The following is a 22,660-nucleotide window of genomic DNA, read 5'->3' as shown; positions in this document are numbered from 1 at the left end:
TACGCGATGAAAAACCCCGTCTTTTTTTCTATGACCACCTTAGGTGCCAGTATGTTGGTAGCCTGTGCCAGTCAACCTCTGGGCGCGCAACCCACCCAGATCATGTTTGATGACTTCAGTTATACACGCTTTGCTGAGGCACAAAAGCATGGCTGGCAACTTCGCTCTGACATCGGCCACCCGGGGATCAAAAACGCCATCTGGTGGCACGAAGGTGTGAGCTTTCATGTCGATCCACACAACCCTGACAATCGGGTCATGCGCTTAACATCTAAAACGGATGGTAGCGCAGCAAATACCCGTCATGTACAGGTCTGCCACAAGCGGAAATATCTGGAAGGCACCTATGCTGCCCGGGTGTATTTCACTGACAAGCCACAGTACGGACCCGATGGAGATGGTGTGATCCAGACTTTCTATGCTATCAGCCCTTTGGCCGCACCTATGGATAAAAACTATAGTGAAATGGACTTTGAATACTTGCCCAATGGTGGCTGGGGTACCGACAGACACGCCCTGTTTGCTACCTCCTGGGAAACCTTTCAGCTTACGCCCTGGACCAAAGTGAATGCATACGATTACGACATAAACCCACTGGAGGGATGGAATACGCTGGTTTTGCACGTGGGCAATGAGACCTTAAAATACTATATCAACGGTAAGTTGTACGCAGAACATGGCAGCGATGTTTATCCGGAAGTCGCAATGTCGATAAACTTCAATCAGTGGTTTGACCCAAATAAAATCGTAAACTCCAGTGAAATGCGTCAGTATTATCAGGATGTTGACTGGGTTTATTTTGTTAAAGACAGCATTGTTTCGGTCAATGAAGTCAGCAAACAGGTTCAACAATTACGAAGCCGGAACATTAAACAAAATGACACCGTAGCCCCGTCTGAGTACGCGGACTATTGCAGCCTGTGAGCAGCCCATCTGAACCGTAAGGTATCAATTAACTGTATATATAGGCGCCCGGGCAAACCAGGCTTCAACCCGCTCAATCAACACAGGGTCATCGGCATCACGCGCCAATGCTCTGGCATGTGCCGCCAGCCGATGCGCCTGCTCAACCTGCTGTGACTGACGTAGCAGATCAGCCTGGGCCAGCCAAATCCAGATTTGATTGGGGATGGCGTTACTCGCCTTTGCCACCTGATGCGCCTGTTCAAACAGGCGTGCAGCCTCTTTCAGCTCTCCCAGTTCGGTTGCAATTCGAGCCAGCTCGATAAGTGCATTGGTCTGACCATAGATTGCGTCGAACCGCTGATGATAGCCTAATGCCGAGTGCAGCAAGCGAGACGCCTCGCTATATCTGCCCTGAATACGTTTAATCTTGCCCAGCTCTTCAAGTGCATACGCGATAAACAACTGGTCTGCATTGTCTGTGGCCTGTTCATGAGCGGTTGCAATATATTGCTGTGCACGTTCAAGCTCATGGGCACGATCATCTGCCTGCGGCCAGTTCACCAACAAATAACCGGTCATCAGATTAGCCCGCATACGCTCACGGCGGATGACCGGACCGGTGCCTTTTTCAGCGATATTTTGCTGTAACAACGCCAGAGCAGCCGAAACGTCTCCCTGATTTGCCAGGCTTGCGGCAAGGTAACGTCTGACAGTTAAAGGATCGTCAGAATGACTGAGCGCAGAGCGTAATAAAGCTATCGCATCCAGGTAATTACGTGACAGATATAACTGCACTCCTCTGGCAAATGCCTCATTGCTAAAATCCAAATTTCGCTGCGTTTGCAGTGTCTGCGATGATTCACCATAGCGAGCCGTCAATCGTGTTATCAGGGCCTGATAAGCACGCTTTGGGCTGGCAGCAAACACCACTCCCTGCTCTTCACTGTGTTTGAAATGCAAGGTATATTGCAATTGCATGTCTTGCGGAAAGCCACTCAGGCGCGTTTCGATCAGTAAATCAGCACCCAATCGCTCCAGTAGTTGCTGAACGTCTTGTCGCCGCGAGAGTCTGATCTGTCCCGTATCGTCAGAATACCAGGGACTATGAGATATAGTGGTCAGTACATGCTCCGCTGTTACAACAGGCAGCGCAGACTCTTGCTGGGTATGCTCACTGAGGTATGTCAGCCCTGTGAGGGGGACCGCAACATGCACATCGTCAAGTATAGCGTTGTCGACTGGCAAAAATGCCACGGTAGGGTAGCGTTCAGATGACAGGTCCGTTTCCCGCCATTGACTCAGCAGTACCCAGGCCATCGCCAATACCAAAACACTTAATAGCACCACGAGAGGGTATTTTTGAGCTTGTTTTGAAATACTTACCGGAACAGGTACCAGGGTTAGCTGGTAGCCAATACGCGGATGTGTTTTGATGGCGTCTGCCCCGAAGATCTCCCGGAGTTCGCGGACAGACTGCACCAATACCTGTTCCTGAACAACAACGCCTCGCCATACCGTATCAAGCAGCTGCGTCTTGGTTACAATCTCATCTGAATGTAGGATCAATACCTGCAGGACCGCCAGCGTCTTGGCTCTGATATCTTGTGACCCATCTTGGGTCGTTGCCGTGCCTTTAATCAGGTCTACCTCGACATTGTTGAGCAGATAACGCATAGATCCATCTCTCAGATTCACAGTACACACACCGTACAGGCCGGTGTTCCCGTCATGAGTGTGCAATATTTCCTCGCCTGGCTCAAGTCCCTGAAAAACAGACTTACTACAGAGGGTTAGAATGATGGAAAAATTTAACCTCAAAATATTCAATAACATAGTGTATTTAATGTGATTAATTGAATACAAAACGCATAAAAATTAACCCTTGTGCTACATTTGATATGGGTTATGTCTTTTTGGTGTCAGTATTGTAATAAGGCTTAAGTATTTGCGGCCGTCTCATGCTTTCACCCCTACCCAGTGAAAGGCAAATAAAACAAGTCCGCACAATTGAACAGAAGTCGTCGTACAGATTGTTGCCGTCGTTTGTGACAAAAACGGTAAATAACAAACTAAGGAACTACTATGACGCATTATTCTTTTGGCAATGAAATCGATGATAAAAGCCTCCCAAAACACCTTGAGGTCGCCATTGTCGGTGCTGGTATGGCCGGGCTATACAGTGCGTGGCGCCTGCAAAATGAGTCTGACTGTAAGAAACTTGCTATCTTTGAGCGTTCCAATCGTACCGGCGGCCGGCTTGACTCAGATTTAATTCAATTCAAAAATCAACACAGTAATACCCCACCCACCATTACGGTAAAAGAAGAGCAAGGGGGTATGCGCTTTTTATTTGATGGCATGGACGATTTAATGGCGCTATTTCTGAACCTGGACTTGCAGGATCAGATAGTTCCTTTCCCGATGAACAGTGGCGGTGACAACCGTCTGTTTTTCCGCGGCAAGAGCTTCAGTGTGAATACCGCTGCACAAGACAATTACAAGATTTGGTCAGAACTGTACAACCTGGCTCCGTCTGAGCAAGGGGTTAACCCAAAAGACATTGTCAATGTGGTGTTCAATCGGATTTTGCAAGCCAATCCACAATTTAAGGCACGCCCCGAAGTCAGAGGCCCAGAGTTCTGGCAAGCATTTCGCCTGGAATGTCAGTGGCAAGGAAAAACCCTCAATGAGTGGACCTTGTGGGATCTGTACACTGCGATGGGCTATTCTCAGGAATGTATTAACATGCTGTACCGGGTACTCGGCTTTAATGGTACCTTTTTGTCCCAGATGAATGCGGGGGTAGCCTATCAATTGTTGGAAGATTTCCCGGCGGGTGTCCAGTTCAAAACATTCAAAGACGGGTTCAGCACCCTGCCGAATGCGCTTGTAGATCAAATCGGCACTGACAACATTCACCTGCAAACCAGTATTGAGGAAATTTCTTATCTCGAGGCGGACAACCGCTATGAATTGCATTATCTGCACACCGATGACAGTGGGCGCAGCCATAAGGGCAAAGTAACAGCAGACAAAGTCATTTTGGCGCTCCCTCGCCTGGCACTGGAAAAACTGTTTGTTCGCTCAAATGCGTTTAATACTCTGGATAAGGAACGGTCTGAACACCTGTGGAACACCCTGCAAACCACCTCGAATCAACCCCTGCTCAAGATCAACCTTTATTACGACAATGCCTGGTGGGGACGCGGCACCACAGGGCGCCCGGCAGTTGAGTTTGGCCCGAACTTTGCGGATCTGCCCACCGGCTCTGTTTACCCCTTTTATGCGGTCAATGAGGAATTAGTCGCGGCCCTGATGTACCAGGAGCGTAAAACCGACCCGAGTGAGAGTACTCAGGCGAAACTGGATCATATTAGCAACGAAAAGTACGAGCGCCCTGCGGCTCTGACTATCTACTGTGACTACCTGAACATTAACTTCTGGAGTGCGCTGCAAAACATTGGTGAAACCTATCATCACCCACACCAGGACAAATATGTCACCGATATCCCGGGCGATATCTACCCGGCCTCAACCGCGGTGGTCGAGCAAGCCACCCGCTTTTTCAAAGATATTTTCAACACACATTATGTGCCAGAGCCAATTCTGACCAGCGCCCGAATTTGGCAAGGCGGTGTCCGCTTTGATGTGCCGCCCAGCCAGCAGTTTGGATTCGGTGTGCACCAATGGGCAGTCGGCGCTGATGATAAAAAAGTAATGGAAGAACTGGCAGAGCCGTTGCCGAATCTGTTTACCTGTGGTGAAGCCTTTTCTGATTATCAGGGGTGGGTAGAAGGCGCATTGCGCTCAACCGATCTAGCGCTTAAAAAAGGGTTTGGGCTACAACCGCTAAGCGAGGTCTATGAGCAGACAACGCACATCAGTTCGTCAGAAGCCATTAAAGTTGCCTATGAAGAAAATGCTTCCAAGCTGATTAACCAATACATTGAGCCCAACTTTTCAACGGGCAGCGCTCCAATGGAGAAACACTCGGAAGTTGAAAACGTTCTGGGTGTTAACCTCAGTTACTTTGATCTTAAGTAACTCAGCTCCGGGCGCCAATCCCGGTGCCTTACCTTCCAACGGCGGGGAAACCCGCCCAGCTTGTTCAGGAGAAAATTGATGACTCAAGCTACCCCAACCTTTAGTGTTGCCGATTATTTTAAAGCGCGACTGGAAGAAATTGGTGTTGAACACATGTTTGGTGTTGCAGGTAACTATACCGCGGCTTTGCTGGATACCATACTGGCTGATCAGCATTCCCCAATAACAATTAGTGGTAATGCCAATGAAATTTGTGCCGGTTTTGCTGCGGATGCCTATGCCCGACTCAAAGGCCCAAGCGCCCTGTACGTCACTTACAGTGTTGGTGCATTCAGTCTGCTCAATACCATTGCCGGCTCCTTCGTTGAACAAGTACCGGTGATCCTGATAAACGGCGCCCCCACCAACAAAGAAGATCAAATCTCAAAAAATGCCGGACTACTGTACTCGCACACCACTGGGTATGAGTTTGTCGACATTCATATGTTTCGCCCGATAACGGTTGCCGCAGAACGTATTGTGAATGCGAATCAAGCACCTCACCAGATTGATTCAGCATTGGCAGCATTATTGACGGAACGTCGCCCTGTGTATTTTGAGGTGAGTGAAGATGTCTGGCGGGCAGAATGTATTAAACCAATTCAGTCCCTGAAGCTTAACAATCCCGCCAGCGTCACGGTCAGTGAGGCGCAACAGGCAGCCAAAGCAACCGTCGAGCTGATGCTCAGTCAGCCCAAAAGTATCTTCTGGGCAGGCGTCGAGCTGCAGCGTTTTGGATTGCAGGATACCTTTTTAGAATTGCTTGAGGTCATAAACCGTAACCATACGCTGCCAGAAGGGCATATTCATTTTGTCACCTCCGCACTGAGCAAGTCGGTTATTGCAGAAACCCACCCTTGGTTTGAAGGCTGTGTCACCTTGACGCCTGCGGAAGTTGAGACGCTAGTTGGGGACGATGGTGTTTTGGTTGGCATTGGTGCCTGGACGACTGGTAAAGACACTGGCAATCAAGACATTCGCAGCAGCCGCACTGTTCTCGCTGCACAGGGAGGGGTTTACGTTGGCGCAACCTATTATGCGTCGGCCACATTAGCGGATTATCTGCAATGTCTGATCTGTGAGTTTACTGCTCTGGCACAGCAACAAAGCGCTAACTTAAAAGGCTTACGTATGCATAAGCCTGCACTAAAGAACCAATCTGCTGAGTCACAACTGGGCTATGACAGCTTTTTTGCCACCCTCAGTCAGTGGCTGGATGAAGATGATGTCCTGGCTGTAGATGCCGGGTTCCCACTGATTGGCGCACAAAGCGTTAAAATACCGACGCAGGATGGCTTTGTCGCCCAGGCGGCGTGGTTGTCCATAGGCTATTCAGTACCTGCAGGTACTGGCATTAAGTGTGCTTTCCCAGATAAACGGGCTATCGTGGTCGTGGGTGATGGCGCCTTTCATGAAACCTGTCAGGCTGTTGCGGACCAGCATGCTTATGGGCAAAACACGGTGGTTTTTGTGCTGGCGAACGGCATCTATGGCATAGAGCAATATCTGGTTAATCCAAACCCTTTCAGAACGCCTCCCGTCGACTATCAAGACAAGTTGCTCGATAAGGTCTATAGCTACAACGACCTGCCCGCCTGGAAAATCGCCAATATTACCGAGGCATTTGGCGGAGAAGGGCGCCGGATCACCACGGTGAGTGAGTTGATGGCGGTCATGGAAGAGATTAGAACCAACCCAAGTAGTAACTATGTGGTTGAAGTGACCATACCAAAAGAAGACACACCTCACTCCATTACCATAGAAGCGAACACCGCTGTTGGTGAAGATGAAATCGCCAATCCAAACTGGCCTCCGGCCAATAAATTCTAATCTTTATCAGGTATGTCAGCCTCCGTTAGTGAGGCTGACCGCACAATGGATGAATTTGATGGCTCTGCCGATAATCCCCTAAGAGGTACTTCAGGTACCTTGCTCACTCACGTTCCAAAATTGAACCAGAGACAAGCTGTGTCCCATAACATCTTTACCCAGTGCAATTACCTGAGCAAATTTTTCCACAACGCTCATAATTTGAACAATACTAATAGTAGGCAAAATCAGGCAGGGAAATGACATGGATATCCACTTACTGGATCTTCCACTACTGACCGTAAATGACCAGTGGCAGGTACTGGATTGCAATCAGGCAGCGGGCACTCTGCTTAGCCTGACTGGCAAAACCGACATACGTCGCAACTTTTTTGACTATTGTCAGCTCACTGACACAGACGAGCAAAACCGTACATTTTTGAGTCAAACACCTGGCAGCTCAGCACAGGCGCAGTTAGCTTGCGGAACACGGCTCAATTTGGCGATCAGTGGCAACCTGACAGCCGAGACCTGTTTAGTACTCAATTCGGTTAGACACCCACACCAGTCATATCTGAACGAACTGGCTGAATTGGCACTTCAATGCGGCAACATTGGTGTATGGCAGGTCAGCGCAGACTTTGAACAGCCCTACTTTTCGCGCACTTTCTGCGAGCTCCTGCACTGCCACTCTCTATCCAGTTGGCAAGACTTCATCGACCTGATTTACGAAGACGACAAGCCACTGGCGCTGAGCTTCATTGAAGAACACATTCAGTCAAATGTACGGCTGAAGTTTGAATTCAGGGTCATGCTCGATTCGGTGCCTCACTGGTTTGAACTCAGTGGTGACCAGCGCCGTAACAATGACACCCAGCTGAGTTTGTTTGGTATTTTGCGTGAGTGCACACAAGAAAAACAAATGCTGATCCACCTCAATAACGCACATGAAAGTCGTCGCATCGCACTGGAAGCCGGCAAAGTCGGTACCTGGCGAGTCAACCGACAAAATACCCATTGGCATTGGGACTGGGATCCTCAAACCAGTGCTATATTTGATCTGGCAGCCCAGGATACAGGCAGTTATGAAAAGTGGCTCGAACGAATTCACCCCGAGGACAGAAAGAGGGTGTCAAATGGACTAAAAGAGGCCCTTGAAACGGGGGAGGATTTCGAGCATGTATTTCGGGCCGTGCTGCCCAATAAAGAAGAGTTACATATCTTTGCTAAAGGGGTTGTCACAGATGACGGCTATGGTAATCATTGTCGCCTTGACGGTGTATGTGTAGATCAGTCCGAGGTTTATCGCGCTTATTCGAAATTATCCCAACTGAACGCGGAGTTAGAAACACGTGTTAAGAGCCGTACCTCCGATCTGAAATGTGCCGTCACTAAAGCAGAGCAAGCCAGCCGTGCCAAATCCGATTTCCTGGCTATGATCAGCCATGAGCTGAGGACGCCAATGAATGCCATTATAGGTTCACTCGAACTGCTTTCGTTGCAAAAGCACAACCCGGAAGAGATGGAGTTGCTTGAAACAGCTTCTGTCTCGGCTAAAAATCTGGTTGATATACTTAATGATATTCTGGATATCAATAAGATTGAAGCTGGTAAACTGGAGCTGGAGTTCAGAGAGTTCGATATTTCAAAAACGCTTCATAACGTGCTCCTGACTTTTGCGTCAAACGCGGAGAAGCGCCGTGTCAGCCTTAAAGTTATTGAATCTGAGCAACTTCCGACTATGCTCTATTGCGACGAAAACCGTATCAGGCAGGTGCTGTTCAACCTGTTAAGTAACGCCATCAAATTCAGCGGTCCTCCTGCCAAGGCCAGTGGTAATGTGGTGATCGAAGTGGACTGGCAAGTACAAAGTCATAGTCAGGGAGAACTCAGTATACTGGTGAAAGACAACGGCATAGGTATTGACGAAAAGACACAGAAAAAGCTCTTTCACCCTTTTACCCAGGCGGACAAATCTACCACTCGGGTGTACGGTGGAACGGGTCTGGGACTTGCCATTTCAAGGAAAATCGTTGACCTGATGGGAGGACGCATCGGACTGAAAAGCAAACTGGATCGCGGCAGCATTTTCCGCGTGTGTATTCCGTTACATAGGTTCTCACATCACACTGCGCCGTCTTTATTTCAACATGTTTATGTTATCCCGGCCCACAGTGCACAGGCTCAGCCGCACCTGCTGTCCGTACTTAATACACTCACCGATGACCTGCACCTGACAGAACTGGACGAGCTGGCTTCCCCATCAGTTTCAGGCACTTTGGTGTGCTGTTGTGTACAATCAGAACAGGATCTGGCACGTTTGAACGAGTACAAAGAGATACTTGCTGAGCATAAGGTACTTATATGTCATCAAACAGGTGTGGCCGAGAAACTCAGAACAATACTACCGGATGCAGCCCCGCTGAATATTGGCCTGGCAACGCGCTATGGTATTACTAGACAAGTCATGCACTTACTGACTCACACCACAGACAAACCGGCCAATCTAGATAATACTGAGGAAAACCCTTCGGGAGAAAGCCAGACAAAAACAGAGGAAGTACAGGCCAATATCTCAGGTTTACGCCCCGGCATATTATTGGTCGAAGATAATACCTTTAATCAGAACCTGATGGTTAAACAACTCGCAAAGCTCGGATACACCTGTACGCTGGCAGAAAATGGCGAACAAGGATATGAAAGCTGGCAACGAGATGAATACAAACTGATACTCACCGATTGTCATATGCCCGTTGTGGATGGCTACGAAATGGCCAAACGTATCCGCCAGACTGAAAAACAGTTGGCACGCAAAGCCATTCCGATAGTGGCAGTCACCGGAGCTGCGGTAAAAAATGAGCTGGAAAACTGCCATTTGTACGGCATAAATGATTGTATTGGCAAGCCTGTTCAACTCGAACGCTTCAAGTCAGTAATAGAGAAATGGTATGGCAAGTGATCACTCACAACTGGCAAGATTAAATGCGCAAACCCTCGTTGACTTGATTGGCGAAGACATGGACACCATTACCCGATTTCAGCGCGACTTTGTGACTCAGGCAGAATCCAGCTGCAAACTTTTTTTAGCCGCCTACAGCAATGCGGCTTATGCTGAGCTTAAAGAGCATGCCCATTTTTTAAAAACATCAGCGCGGGCCATTGGCGCTGAGCGTTGCAGTGAATACCTGGCTGAGTTAGAAGACGCCGCCTTGTCTGGTGACCGCCAGGATTGTCGCGCTGTGCTTATCAACATAGCTCAGGAGATCAAAGCACTTAACGCGCTTATCAATCACGGCGAATAATCAGCACTTCACCTGTTGTATGTAATTAAATCAGACACATTCAGTGCCTAGCAGCTTGTTTACGGCGTCCAAAATACTGCGCTTAGTGGAGGGCTTAACAATATAGCCTCCGAGCCCCAGCGTAGCCCATTTCCGGATGAGATCTTTATTTCGATTGCTGGTTAAGGCGACAATGGGAATACCGCGACAATGCTCAATGGCACGTACATTTTTAGTCGTATTGTAACCATCCAGACCTGGCATAAAGAGGTCCATAAATATCATATCGTAGCGATGCTTGCGCAGCTCCTTGATAGCAGCCAGCCCGTTTTCCATACCGTCAACAGAGAACCCCTGCTCCCGCAATATCCCTGAAATCATCTCTCGATAAATTTCATTGTCCTCAACTATCATTATCCGTTTATCTCTGGCCATAACGGGCTCAGGGACATCGTTGCTGTCAAAGGCGTGCGTCGACTCATCACTATGAGCGTGGTCAGTATGCGGGTCTTCATGCGCGTGAAAGTCTGCATGCTGGGATGGCGCCTCATGTTCGCGTACATCGTGATCGGGCTCATCATGATGTACCTCTTCCTTATGTTCACCAGCGTGTTCAAGTACGGAGGTAAAAGCGGACGCTTGTGAATTACTGAATAAATCGGCCAGTTCATTCAAAGTAAAGTGGCTGTCATTAAGTTGCTTGGTGATCTGTTGAATATCTTTCACCAGTTGTTGCTGCAACTTATCCAGCAAAGGCAAGACATGCTTTTCTTTAAGCTGTTGTAATAACTGCGCGTTTACTTCATCTTCTTCCTGAACTTCGCTAAGTGACTCTCTGACTTGCTGGAAAGATTGCTCAGTGTTGACCCGGTAGCTGGCAGCCTGATCAATCAGCTGTTTTAGTCCGTTATCGATACGCCCAAAATGCTCTTCTTTTAGCTCAGTGATTTGCTGGGTGTCCTCCGCCTGTTGCAAGATATTATGCAAAATCATCCTGAGTCGGTAATTTTCGTACATGGGCTTAAAAACGAAATAATCGTTAAAGATGCCTTTGATACAGCAACGAAAAGCAACCCCGGATTCCTTGTTTTCACATAACAAAATACTCTTGTGGGGGTAGCCCAGCAGCCCGCGCTGCGCAAGTGAATTGTAGGTCTCTATGCTCGCCTTAACATGCAACATAGCAAAAATCAGCACGGGGGGCTTTCCCTCGCGGATCACCTTATGTGCATCCCGGGCTCCCTCTTGTGTTCTAAAGGCAGTAACCTGTGAACTGATCACTTTACATACGCCCACCATTTCATGAGCGTCATCACAGATCATCAATACCTTCGGATGTCGTTCTCCGTAATCCACTTCACCTTTATGCATACCTTTCTCCTGCGCCTTAGGTGGTAATCAACTCACTGACTCCCCCTTAAGAATAGCGCAAGCGCAAGTTTTTGTAGCAACACCACCATCACTTTTCCGTGTTAGTCCACCTTGTTTAGCTGCGAACAGGAGAGGGGATTGGCGCTTCATTGCTATGCACCAACTTTTTATTCATCTCACGGCGCAGCAACAAATAACTGATCATCGCCTGACAATAGACCGTGGCAACAGAAAACACCCAGATCTGCTCGATTTCAAAGTCACTTTGTCCCGCTAACCAGATTACAGGAACCGCAAACAATACCAACCGACTGGCCGTGCTATACAAGGCAGGCCAGGTATTTCCCAAAGCCTGAAACATGCCAGAAGCGGCAAATGTAAAACCTGCAGGTACAAAGTTCAGACAAACATACCCCAAAAACGTTGCCGCAACCAAAATGACGTGTGGCTCATCGCTGAAAGGCGCAAAAAACCAGCTGGAATTTACCAGACATATCAAGGTCAACATGGCCATCAGCATACAGGTAAGTAAATTGGTATATCGGTAGGTTTCGTGCACCCTGTCGTACCTTCCCGCAGCATAGTTTTGAGCCGCGATTGCAGGAGCAGCAAACGCGACAGCCATAACGGGCAGAAAAAGCACTTGCATGATCCTGACCCCTAATCCAAATCCAGCCTGAGCACTTGCAGCAAACTGGCTGAGCGCCCAGTAAATTATCGACATGTACATAAATGTAAGTAAAAACTCTCCACCTGATGGCAAGCCCAGGTTAATCACTTTCAGCATAACTTTACGCTCAGGTGCCAGCGTCTTTGCGGGCATAGTCAGATAATCCACTTTACGAACAAAGTACCAAACCGTCATCACCATAGCGCATATCGCGGATAAAGAGCTGGCGAGGCCAGCCCCTGACACACCAAGCGCAACTCCACTCCCCCATCCAGAGATCAAAACAGGTGACAGAATAATATTCAGGACCACTGCCAAAACAGAAATCAACATGACTGGTTTGACAACGCCCGCTCCACGCAGCGCTGCGGCCATGACGGTCAGCCCAAATTGCAACACTAATGCTGGCAGAAACCAGTAAAAGTAGTCTACAGCGGCTTGTCGAGTCATAGTATCAGGCGTCATAAACTCGAAGAAAACGTGGCCAAACGCATAACCCAGTACAACCAACAAGACAGAGCAAATCACAGCAATCAGCATACTTTGATGAAATAGTGTGTTGGCCTGTACACGGTCTTTCCTGCCAACAGCGTGGGCAACCAAAGTGCCACAACCAATATTCAGAACCTGGGTCAGCGCCATTATAAAAAAGAACACACTACCCGCATTACTAACCCCCGCAAGCGCATGCGCTCCCAGTGCTCCGACAAAATACAGGTCAACCAGAAAGTACAAGGTTTGGATAAACATCCCAACCGCCATTGGAGCGGCCATCGTAATAAGGTGAGTGAGGATTTTTCCCTGAGTAAGGTCCTTCATTAATAATTGTCCTGAATGAATAATTTCTCTATTGTACCTTTTATCCTTAACACGTCATGGAGTATTTTCCCCAAACCAAGGATCTTAAACCACAGCCAGATTTTATCTTTCTGACTGGATACGTGTTCGTGCCATTGGGTATAATACGTACAAAGGCTAATTAAATGCAGCAGACCTCTCAGCCTGCTATTTCGGGTAAACGGATATGGTTACAAAAACAACGAACTCTCAGACTGCACCGGATACCACGCAGGCAGTCACAGATATGATCCAGGCGATACACAGTCATAGCCTCGCACGTATCTTAACCTGTTATGAACAAGCAACACCGACAGAGCGCTCTGCACAGCTCAGGCACTGCTTTGATGTAGCCAGTAATCACACGGCAAATTACGAACATTATCAAAATATCACTGCCCACTGTGTAGCGCACCATGGCCTGCCATCAAGTGTCATTGCGGGGATCAATAACAGCGAACGGCTGGACTTTTTTATGCCGGCACTTCAGGCCGCCAATGCGTTTAATGTCACCAACCATCAGGGTAATACATTTTTGCACTGTCTGTTTGCCAACCCACAAAACCCGCTTCCTCCCTTTAACTACATTCGTTCCTTGCTACTGTTTGAACGTAACGAGTCTCTGGCCGACGCGCTCGTTGTACGTAATCATCAAGGGTTAAACGCGCTGGAAGTATACCTGGGCTTTAACCCGCATTATTGTGAACTTCCCCAGCATGAACTTGCTGCCTGGCTTGCCTTGTGTGAAGCACAAAGAAAATTGTCCGGCGTGAACAGAGATAATCTCGAGAAAGTAATGTCACAGCTAAGCGCCGATCCTCAGCGCAAAGGTCGCCTTATACTGATCGCAAGCTATTATCAGGTGTCTGTCAGTTCACTCTCATAGCGGCATCTGCGTGCAGCGGTGTACACAGCCAAAGCGCCCTTTCGTTGTGTTTGTAGGTCATGACCGATCCGCCACTGGATTTGTCCCGCAGGCACGCATACTCAACGGCCTCAAATGCAGAGCGACCGAAATCCATCGCGGCAATCGCCCAGTTTGCGCCACTACCAATGGCCCAGTTTAGCGACAGAGGCTCTAAAAAGCGTCGACCATGGCGAATTTCACCGAAGAAGACATGGCCTCCATCATCCACAAAAAAGAATGAACAAGTAATGTCGCCAAATTGATTATCACGCCATTGAGTAATGAGATGATGAATTTCGGCGCAGTTGCCAGAAGCAAATAGATAGCCGTCTTCAACACGTTGGCATTTACGCGTTGCCCAGGACACAATAGTCTGGCTGGTCGAGGTCAGGCTATCTGTACAGATAGTTTTGGAATTGTGATGGTAGGCAATAGTAGTCAAAAGCACTCCTTGGTGATGATCCCTTCTGTTGCAAGTTAACCCAGATTTTTCGGGAAAGTCGGCCAAATTTGACCTGAAATTCACAATAAACGGCTTATCTTACGGTTTGAACACCAGTATACGGAGTAAAAATTAATATAAAGTTAACAACGCTGTCAACAAACCTCCCTTGAGGTAAGACCAATAAATAGTCTGAAAATCGACATCAAGGGAAGTAGGTCGTGTTGGTCATCGAAATCTCAACATATGAAAGTCATTATGGCAGAAGCGGTAACATGGCAAACGACCACCGTGTTTTCTCCCTGCTTTACACCACCAAGGCAACAACACCTGCACCAATGACCAAGGCTGCCAGTGGCGCTAACCATTTCCAGGGTAAACGCTGAAGCGATTGTTGTTGTTGCCCGGAACTCTGTGGCTGGGGCATTGAAACAGGCTGCTCAGTTGCCTCATCATGCTGAATCAATTCCTCGGCGGGCTCAGCTGGTTCTACTGGCAGTTGCCATTGATAACCCTTCTTGGAAAAGGTCTTAATTGCGTCATCACCAAATAGCGCACGTAAGTGACCAATATTCTGAAATACAACTTGCTCCGTCACCGTCCTGCCAGGCCAGACATGCTCAAGAATCTCAGCCTTGCTGTAGATCTTTTGGGGATCCGATAAAAACAACCCTAACAGCGTGGCAGGCTTTTCTTTTATACTGATTTTTCTACCTTGTTTTGACAAAGCCAGGTTTTGGCAGTCAAACTCGAAATCTTGGAATGTTAACTTCATCGTCCTTCAGCTTTATAATTATAATAGTTGTTCAATGGTAAGAGTGCGTCCAGCACTGACACCCAGTTACGCACTTTCTACCGGTCAGTTCGACAAGCTTACCATGTTCCCAACCTCGGATCAGTAGCCCAATGTAACGATTTATAACAATTGCTTTTTCATCCTGTTCGCCACAGCTGACCAGCCGTTTTCACCAAACTGGAATACCGCAAGGCTTACCATAATAATGGATGCGCCAGTCAGTAAAGTCAGAGTGATCCGCTCATTGTTGATCCAGGCCCCCAGCAGCATGGCAAACCCTGGTGTGATCAAGGTCGTTAATGCAACCGTACTCGCTTTGAGTTTTTGTAACACATGGAAATAAGCGATAAACCCGATCAAAGAGCCGAACACACCTAAGTACACCGTAGCCAGCACAGAGCTTTGCTGCCAGCTCTGCATGTTGAGTTGCCCATCACTCACCCACCACACCAGACCAAACATTGGGGTCACCAGCAGGAGCGAACCAAAGGTGGTGGCTAACGGGTGAATAACCAAACGAACACGCTTAACCATCACACCGCAGAGACTAAAGCAGGTGACCGCACCCAGTACATAAATCAATCCGCGGGGTGCAAGATCCAGCTCTGTGAGTTGTGACATAACAACTAGGTACAAGCCGACTAAGGACAAAGCCAAAGCCAGCCATTTGATTACACTAAAGCGAGTCTCGTGCAACAAATGCTGGGCAAACAGGCCCGACAACACTGGAGCAAGGCCAAATACCAATGATATCACCCCGGAAGGCACAGTCTGTGCGGCCAGGTAACTGAGCAACATACCACCAAAAATCCCTAAACCGGAGTAACAATACAAGGTCCAGGCCCGGCGGGACACAGGAACCCGATAACGGCCAATCAGTATGATAAAAAAGCACAGCACTAGCGCAATAGCCATACGTAAAAACACACTTAATGTTGGTGACATACCCGCGCTACTGATAACGATCCCCAGCGGGGTCGTTGACCAAATCATGATAACCAAAATGTAAGATGCCTGGACTGGCATAATAAGCTCCCGAAAGCGGGGCAGTATGAGAGGCTAAAGTAAAGAAACATCACTAACCGCTGATACTGCCGCGGTTAGTAATTGACGTTTACAAACCGCTGACAATACGCCACACACTGGCCGAATTGAGCAGCCAGGTATTATGCATTGTAAGGGCGGTTGAAAAAGTCATGAATTTCTTCTTGTTGTTTATTGAATGTCCGTTTTATCACGTCAGGCTTCAATGTCAATGGCTTATATCCAGAATCGATGAGCATGATGCGCTCTTTGCTGAGCCTGACAACGACAAACTCATTCACTTTTGCCAGCACGATTGAGAAGGCTTCTACCCAATTCGGGCGTACACATCATGATAAAAAAATATAAAGTTAATAATAATTTAACAATAAAAATCCAGAATGCGTTCACTCCCTGTCATAAAAAAGCCACAATAGGAAATAGAAAAGCCCTTTAAAAACATATTATTGAATCAAGTACCATAAAATAGTGTAGAGAATGTGAATCACAAAAATAAAACCCAAATAAAACATTTAAAAAACACAGGTTAACAGGATTGACAGGTACATTAACAAGTCTCCATAATAGCAATTAATGCAAAAGCAGTATTTCAACCAACTCAAAGTGCAATATTATGGATTTTCAACTTTCCGACTATCAGACCGAGTTATACGATTCCGCGCTTCGCTTTGCTTCTGAAGTGTTGAACAAGGATGCACACCAGCGTCAACGAGATCATCACTTTTCCCCGGAGCTTTGGCGTCAGGCTGCTCAGTTTGGCTTTACCGGACTGGCTGTGGAAGAAGCCCATGGCGGTGCTAACCTTGGGGCACTCAACACCATGTTAATGGTAGAAGCCCTGGGCAAAGGCAGTCAGGATCTGGGCTTGTCATTCTCTTTATGTGCGCACCTGTTCGCCTGTGTGATGCCGGTTGCACGGTTTGCGAGCGATGAGCTCAAACGTGATTTTCTGGAGCCTTTAGTCGCTGGCAAATTGATTGCTGCCAATGCGGCAACTGAGCCGGGCGCAGGATCAGATATCTATAGCATGAAGACAACAGCCAGCAAAGAAGCGGGTGGTTATCGTCTGAATGGCCAGAAAACTTATATAACCAATGCACCTGTCGCGGATGTGTTCGTTGCCTACGCAAGGACCAACCCGAGTCATGGGTTTATGGGCGTTTCAGCTTTCATCGTTGCAAAAGACACCCCCGGCCTGTCAACCGGCGCGAGCCAATCAAAGGATTGCCTGGCCAGTTGCCCGATGGGCGACGTATTTTTTGACAATGTGTTTGTTCCCGAGTCGCAACGTATTGGGTTTGAGGGAGCCGGAGGGGCCATTTTCCATGACTCAATGATTTGGGAAAAAGGATGTCTGTTTGCCCTGTTTGTTGGTGCACTGGACCGGCTGCTTGAAACCACGCTGGCCTACGCGCAGGAGCGCAAGCAGTTTGGCAAGAAAATAGGCCACTTCCAGTCAGTATCAAACCGCATCATCGACATTAAATTACGCCTGGAACAGTGCCGCCTGATGCTATATCGCGCGGGCTGGAAATACGATCAGGGTCAAGATGCTGAAATTGACATTGCGATGAGCAAGTTACTGATTTCAGAGTATGCAGTACAGTCCGCTTTGGATGCCATTGCCACTTTTGGTGGCGCAGCGATCGATGCCGATATGGGGATTGTACAGGTTCTGCTGGATACGCTGCCCAGCCGTATTTTCTCAGGCACCAACGATATCCAACGTGAAATCATTGCCCGAAAACTTGGCTTAAGAGGAGCATGAACATGCTAGTTCAACGGATCTTTGCCGTACTTTATATGCTGGCCGGACTGGCCAAAGCATTTCCACAGTTAGAAAATGTGCCTGATATTCTGCGCCAGGCTGCCGCAGCCAATCAGGGTACCTGGTATAGTGGGCTCAGTGAACTATTGGCCAATAACGGAGATATTGCGAATATTCTGGTCGCTGTCGCACTATTCGGCTCGGGCCTGGTACTGTGGCTAAATCCACGCTGGACCCGTTTTGTTATTTACGGTCAGCTGGCAATGATGGCGGTGTTTATCACCATTTTGCACCGCTCTCAGCCGCAGGTTATTCCGCTGGATGCCATTTTTATTATCGCGGCGCTCTATATGTTGCGTCAGCAGTTCCGCCGCACCGGTGCAAAACGCGTTTTTGCCAGTCAGGATTTTGCCAAGCCAAAGGCGCTGGCAAAATCTCCTGACAAGCCTAAGCTGGCTGAGGAGTACGACGTGATCATTATCGGTGGTGGCGTATCGGGACTGACGGCAGCCAGCGAATTTGATACAGAGCGCGTGCTGGTGCTGGAAAAAAGCCCAACGTTTGGCGGTAATGCACGCTGTAACAGTCACCGCTCGTTGCCCCACCCCATTGCCGGCGTATGTTTTCAACAACCCGTAGCAGGCTCGGATATGGATCAGTTACTGACCAAACTGGGGTTGCAAGATAAATTTAAAACCAACGCACAAGACACATTGGTTTTCTTCGATACGATTCTACTGCTCAAGTGCCTAAATGAGATCACTTTAGGTTTTATAAAATTTCCCAGTTATTTGCTCAAACCTGCGGTATGGGGGTTAACGGGCCAATTGTTGCTCAACGCCTTAATTGGTAAACCCTATGTTGTCGCAGCAAAACAACTGGGCGACCCGATATTTGCCGATCTGTACCACTTTCTGGACGGTTTTGCTCCGGGTACCAAGCGCTTTCCTCAGGTGCCCTGGCACGAGCAAAGTGGCTGGAGCAAAGAAGCAATGGCACAGCTGGACAACATCTCACTCTACAGCTACCTGTTTGAACCAGAAAAAACCGCGTCGTTCCCGGACGATTTGCAACCACCTCGCAATCTGGGCAAGCTGGTTGAAAATGCAGTCACTACCACGCTCAGAGTAGAATGTCTCGATATTCATGAGGTCTCTGCCTATGTCGGCCTGCACTTTTTGGTCGGCTACCTCAGGGGCAATTTAGTGACGCTTCCGGGGGGCAACGGACATATCAGTGAAGCCCTAGTCGCACATCTTAATCAGCAAACGAATGTCACACTGCAAAGCGATGTTAACCTGGTCAATCTGAACAACGCTGAGGCTGGCGTTCAGTTAACAGCAAAAGTACAGCATCATAATATTTCAGTAAAAGCTAAAAAGCTCATCTGGGCAGCCCCTAAGCACCAGCTTTCACAGTGGCTGCCCTCACTGCCTGAAGTCCAGCTTAATGCCATTAAAGAAATCCGCCATGAGGATTACTATCTGGCCAATGCACTATTGTCACGCCCTGTGCTCAGTCACTCTTTTGGCGGCTATATGATCGAACCAGATCGCCCTGAGCAACCCTACGCCTGGTGTAAAGCCGGAACCTGCTTAGTAGCTAACTGGATGGACAGCACTAACCAAAGTGAAGGCGGTGTACTTACCCTGCTAAAACCAACGACACGTCCGGAGCGCCAGGGACGTACCGCAGAGCATGATTTCACAGGCTTGCAGCAGCAAACCTATCAGGAAATTTCGCTGATGCTTAATAACTTAGGGATAGACCCACGCATTGTCGAAGACATTCAGATCTGGTACTGGCCCGGGGCACTGATCACCTCGGTCATAGGCCAGCAGGCCAACGGTGTATTCCAGCAGGCCTCACAACCACATATCAGCGTTTATTTTGCCAATCAGGACAGTGTTGGGATAGGCAACCTGGAAAGTGCCATTTTTGCAGGTAAACAGGCTTCAGCACAGGTTAAAGACGCATTACTACACACGGATAAAACTGCCATACCGCGCAGCAAGGAGACGGTATCATGAGCCAATCACTCGTCGTCGCCCTCAGTGGCAACGAACAACTGGAACTCGGTCATTTGGGCGGCAAGGGCCACTCACTGAATCATCTGATCCGTGCGGGCTTGCCCGTACCACCCGCCTTTTGCATTACCGCTGAGGCCTATCAGACCTTTGTTAACACGGCACTGCCAGACGACTTACTTAGCGAATCAGAGCTGGATAAAGTACGTGAAACGATTCTCAGTGCTGATATCCCTGAGCAGCTACGCACAGCTATTGCGTCTGCTTATCAGGGATTAGGTGATAATGCACAAATCGCGGTGCGCTCTTCCGCACTGGATGAAGACGGTCAAAGCCAGAGCTTTGCGGGTCAATATGAAACCTACCTGCATGTTCAGGGCAGTGACAGCGTGATGGAAAAAGTACGCGCATGCTGGGCCTCATTGTGGGCCGAACGAGCCGCAGGATATCGTAACAGCAGTGCAGCTGATACCGCCATTGCCGTTGTTTTGCAAACTATGGTCGATGCCGATGCAGCTGGGGTAATGTTCACTCAGGATCCACTCAGTGGCGATACCAACAAAGTGGTTATTGACAGCTGTTGGGGTCTGGGCGAAGGCGTCGTATCGGGTCAGGTCAGTACCGACAGCTTTATTCTGGACAAAGAAAACGGTGCACTGTTGCAACAGGAAATCCGGGTCAAGCCTCAGTATTGTCAACGCAATGCTCAGGGTCAGGTCACTTTACTGAATACCCCACCAGCGCAACAACAAACCGCCAGTCTGAATGACTCGCAACTGGCACAATTACTGACGCTGGCAAAGCAGGCTCAGGCCCTCTATCAAACCGAGCTGGATATCGAATGGGCACTAAAAGACGACAAGATCTGGCTGCTACAGGCTCGCCCGGTCACGACCCAGGCCAGTAAAGCCGAGCCCATTTATGCCAACCCCTGGGAGCAAGATCAGAGCATCAAAGACGGCGCCTTCTTTTCTCGCATGGATACCGGAGAGATAGTCACCGGATTGATGACGCCGCTTGGTTTATCATTTTGTGAATTCTATCAAAAGCACATCCATGGTCCCGCTATCAAGACGATGGGATTGGCAGATATTAGTGACTGGCAAGTTTACATGGGCTATATCCAGGGCCAGGTATATCTGAATATCTCCGGCTCCGCACACATGTTGCGTCAGTGTCCGCCCACCCGGGACGAGATGAAGTTCACCACCCGTTATGCGACCTCAGACATAGATTTCAGCAACTACCGCAACCCCTATGGTCGTGGTGTTGAGGGCTGGGACTACGCCAAAAGTGCCTGGCACTGGCTAAAACAACAAGTGCACAATATGCGTAATGCAGGCAAAATTGTTGAGGACATGATTGCCCTGCGAGAAAACGAGACTAAGCGTTTTCTGGCACTGGACTTGTCCAGCATGTCACTCAGTGAGTTAGATACTGAGCTGACTCGCATCGACCAGTACTTCCTCGACTCTTGTGCCGCCTATATGCCGTTTTTCCTGCAGTCATTTGCTTTATACGATGCACTGGCGGAAACCTGTGAAGAACACTTTAAAGATCAAGGTGAGGGGCTGCAAAATCGCATCAAAGCCTCTATGAACAACCTGCGTACTATCGAAGTCACACGTGGGATCCTGGATCTGGTTGAACATGTACAGAAGAACAATGAACTAAAAGCCGTATTTGAGCGTTTTGAAGCCGAAGAGCTGGTTAAAATACTCCCAGCTCACCCGCTTGGACAGCCATTCTGGCAGGGCCCGTTTGAAGCCTTCTTACTTGAATTTGGCGCCCGTGGCCGTCAGGAATTTGAGCTGAGTATCCCGCGCTGGCGTGATGACCCAAGTTACCTGCTACAGGTCATGAAAATGTACCTTAAACACCCGGTTGATCTGGAGAAAAAGCTCAAAGAAACCGAGAGCCTGCGCGAAGCCGACAGCGAGCAGCTGTTTAAAGCCTTACCTGCAGGTGCACGATTTAAACTCAAAACCATCATTAAATTGTATGGTGTGATGGCAGAGCGCCGTGAAGCAACACGTCCGACGTTTATCACCGAAACCTGGTTCTACCGCTGCATCATTCTGGAGGTGCTGTCACGTCTGGAGCGAGACAACCTGGCTAAAGTTGAAGACTTGCCCTACATCGACTTCAATCGACTGCGTGACTATGTCGCCGGACGTATGGGCGCCGCCGAAGCATTCAGCGAGACGCTACTCAATGCCAATCGTCACAGTCATTTATTTAACCTCCATGCCGAAGAGCCCCCAATGGCCATCATTGGGCCTTATACGCCTAAGATGAAAACCTCCTCGCAAGAGCACAGCGATTCGATGAGTGGCCTGGCAGCAAGCCCCGGCAAGATAGTTGCTAAGGCCCGCGTTATCACCGACCTGCAGACCCAGGCTGGTGAACTGGAGCCGGGAGAAATTCTGGTCGCGCGCTTTACCGATGCCAGCTGGACCCCCTTATTCGCGCTTGCCAGTGGCGTTGTTACGGACATCGGCTCGACCCTGTCACACAGCTGTATCGTGGCCCGAGAGTTCGGCATTCCAGCGGTGGTGAATTTACACAGTGCCACTGCGGCCATCAAAAGTGGCGACACGCTGATCCTTGATGGTGACCAGGGCACAGTGATCATCCAAAGAGAATAGCGAAACCCATTGCGGGTCACTGACCCGCACTCACAACATTTAACTTAAAAGTACAACGGCAAGTGGCGTGC

At 48.7% G+C, this 22,660-nt stretch carries 16 protein-coding genes; 9 read left to right on the top strand and 7 right to left on the bottom strand.

From position 1 onward, the window contains the following. Nucleotides 1-6 precede the first annotated feature (6 nt). Nucleotides 7-924, top strand: coding sequence for a glycoside hydrolase family 16 protein (locus ACXAH1_RS07510; RefSeq protein ID WP_475195392.1), 918 nt, complete (start codon nt 7-9; stop codon nt 922-924). A 24-nt stretch (nt 925-948) separates the two neighbouring features. Here ACXAH1_RS07510 and ACXAH1_RS07505 read toward each other — a convergent pair whose 3' ends face one another. Further along, the gene (locus ACXAH1_RS07505) at nt 949-2,601 is read right to left on the bottom strand and encodes a winged helix-turn-helix domain-containing protein (protein ID WP_475195390.1); all 1,653 of its coding nucleotides are present in this window, start codon (nt 2,599-2,601) and stop codon (nt 949-951) included. A gap of 387 nt (nt 2,602-2,988) precedes the next feature. Here ACXAH1_RS07505 and ACXAH1_RS07500 point away from each other — a divergent pair, with 387 nt between their 5' ends. The 4 genes from ACXAH1_RS07500 (at nt 2,989) to ACXAH1_RS07485 (ending at nt 10,100) form a co-directional block, all read left to right on the top strand. After that, nucleotides 2,989-4,950: an FAD-dependent L-amino acid oxidase gene (locus ACXAH1_RS07500; protein ID WP_475195388.1), complete on the top strand. Its 1,962-nt coding sequence runs from the start codon at nt 2,989-2,991 to the stop codon at nt 4,948-4,950. Between the two features lie 78 nt (nt 4,951-5,028). Next, the gene (locus ACXAH1_RS07495; RefSeq protein ID WP_475195387.1) at nt 5,029-6,819 is read left to right on the top strand and encodes an alpha-keto acid decarboxylase family protein; all 1,791 of its coding nucleotides are present in this window, start codon (nt 5,029-5,031) and stop codon (nt 6,817-6,819) included. 244 nt (nt 6,820-7,063) lie between these two features. Continuing rightward, complete coding sequence (locus tag ACXAH1_RS07490; protein WP_475195385.1) at nt 7,064-9,757, top strand: ATP-binding protein; 2,694 nt, start codon at nt 7,064-7,066, stop codon at nt 9,755-9,757. Beyond that, complete coding sequence (locus tag ACXAH1_RS07485) at nt 9,747-10,100, top strand: Hpt domain-containing protein (protein ID WP_475195383.1); 354 nt, start codon at nt 9,747-9,749, stop codon at nt 10,098-10,100. The genes ACXAH1_RS07490 and ACXAH1_RS07485 overlap by 11 nt, the downstream gene beginning before the upstream one ends. Before the next feature lie 30 nt (nt 10,101-10,130). Here ACXAH1_RS07485 and ACXAH1_RS07480 read toward each other — a convergent pair whose 3' ends face one another. Both ACXAH1_RS07480 and ACXAH1_RS07475 read right to left on the bottom strand, forming a co-directional pair. Next, a complete protein-coding gene (locus ACXAH1_RS07480) occupies nt 10,131-11,450 on the bottom strand; it encodes a response regulator (protein ID WP_475195379.1) in 1,320 nt (439 codons plus the stop codon). A 115-nt stretch (nt 11,451-11,565) separates the two neighbouring features. Then, nucleotides 11,566-12,939: an MATE family efflux transporter gene (locus ACXAH1_RS07475; protein WP_475195374.1), complete on the bottom strand. Its 1,374-nt coding sequence runs from the start codon at nt 12,937-12,939 to the stop codon at nt 11,566-11,568. 205 nt (nt 12,940-13,144) lie between these two features. Here ACXAH1_RS07475 and ACXAH1_RS07470 point away from each other — a divergent pair, with 205 nt between their 5' ends. Beyond that, on the top strand, nt 13,145-13,843 hold the full coding sequence (locus ACXAH1_RS07470; RefSeq protein WP_475195371.1) for a hypothetical protein: 699 nt from the start codon (nt 13,145-13,147) through the stop codon (nt 13,841-13,843). On the opposite strand, the gene ACXAH1_RS07465 is transcribed toward ACXAH1_RS07470, so the two are convergent. The 4 genes from ACXAH1_RS07465 to ACXAH1_RS07450 form a co-directional block, all read right to left on the bottom strand. Further along, nucleotides 13,827-14,312 carry a proteasome subunit alpha gene (locus ACXAH1_RS07465; RefSeq protein WP_475195369.1) on the bottom strand — a complete coding sequence of 162 codons (486 nt, stop codon included), beginning with the start codon at nt 14,310-14,312 and terminating at the stop codon, nt 13,827-13,829. The genes ACXAH1_RS07470 and ACXAH1_RS07465 overlap by 17 nt on opposite strands. Before the next feature lie 301 nt (nt 14,313-14,613). Then, nucleotides 14,614-15,081, bottom strand: a complete 468-nt coding sequence (locus ACXAH1_RS07460; RefSeq protein WP_475195367.1) for a winged helix-turn-helix domain-containing protein — start codon at nt 15,079-15,081, stop codon at nt 14,614-14,616. Nucleotides 15,082-15,222: 141 nt separating this feature from the next. Beyond that, nucleotides 15,223-16,128, bottom strand: coding sequence for a DMT family transporter (locus ACXAH1_RS07455; RefSeq protein ID WP_475195365.1), 906 nt, complete (start codon nt 16,126-16,128; stop codon nt 15,223-15,225). A 140-nt stretch (nt 16,129-16,268) separates the two neighbouring features. Further along, complete coding sequence (locus tag ACXAH1_RS07450; protein WP_253043821.1) at nt 16,269-16,439, bottom strand: hypothetical protein; 171 nt, start codon at nt 16,437-16,439, stop codon at nt 16,269-16,271. A 320-nt stretch (nt 16,440-16,759) separates the two neighbouring features. Between ACXAH1_RS07450 and pigA the strand changes: the two genes are divergently transcribed. Genes pigA through pigC form a run of 3 tightly spaced genes read left to right on the top strand, consistent with a single transcriptional unit; the run spans nt 16,760 to nt 22,589 of the window. Beyond that, entirely contained in the window at nt 16,760-17,914 is a 1,155-nt protein-coding gene (gene pigA / locus ACXAH1_RS07445) for a prodigiosin MBC biosynthesis dehydrogenase PigA (protein WP_253043818.1), read from the top strand. A gap of 2 nt (nt 17,915-17,916) precedes the next feature. After that, nucleotides 17,917-19,944 carry a prodigiosin MAP biosynthesis oxidoreductase PigB gene (pigB, locus tag ACXAH1_RS07440; RefSeq protein WP_475195364.1) on the top strand — a complete coding sequence of 676 codons (2,028 nt, stop codon included), beginning with the start codon at nt 17,917-17,919 and terminating at the stop codon, nt 19,942-19,944. Beyond that, complete coding sequence (gene pigC, locus ACXAH1_RS07435) at nt 19,941-22,589, top strand: prodigiosin ligase PigC (RefSeq protein ID WP_475195361.1); 2,649 nt, start codon at nt 19,941-19,943, stop codon at nt 22,587-22,589. The genes pigB and pigC overlap by 4 nt, the downstream gene beginning before the upstream one ends. The last annotated feature ends 71 nt before the right edge of the window (nt 22,590-22,660 follow it).

This window comes from Pseudoalteromonas sp. AWH4_217 (genome assembly GCF_056161105.1).
The sequence above is the reverse complement of the archived record's forward strand: the minus strand, read 5'-3'. Positions and strand labels throughout refer to the sequence as shown.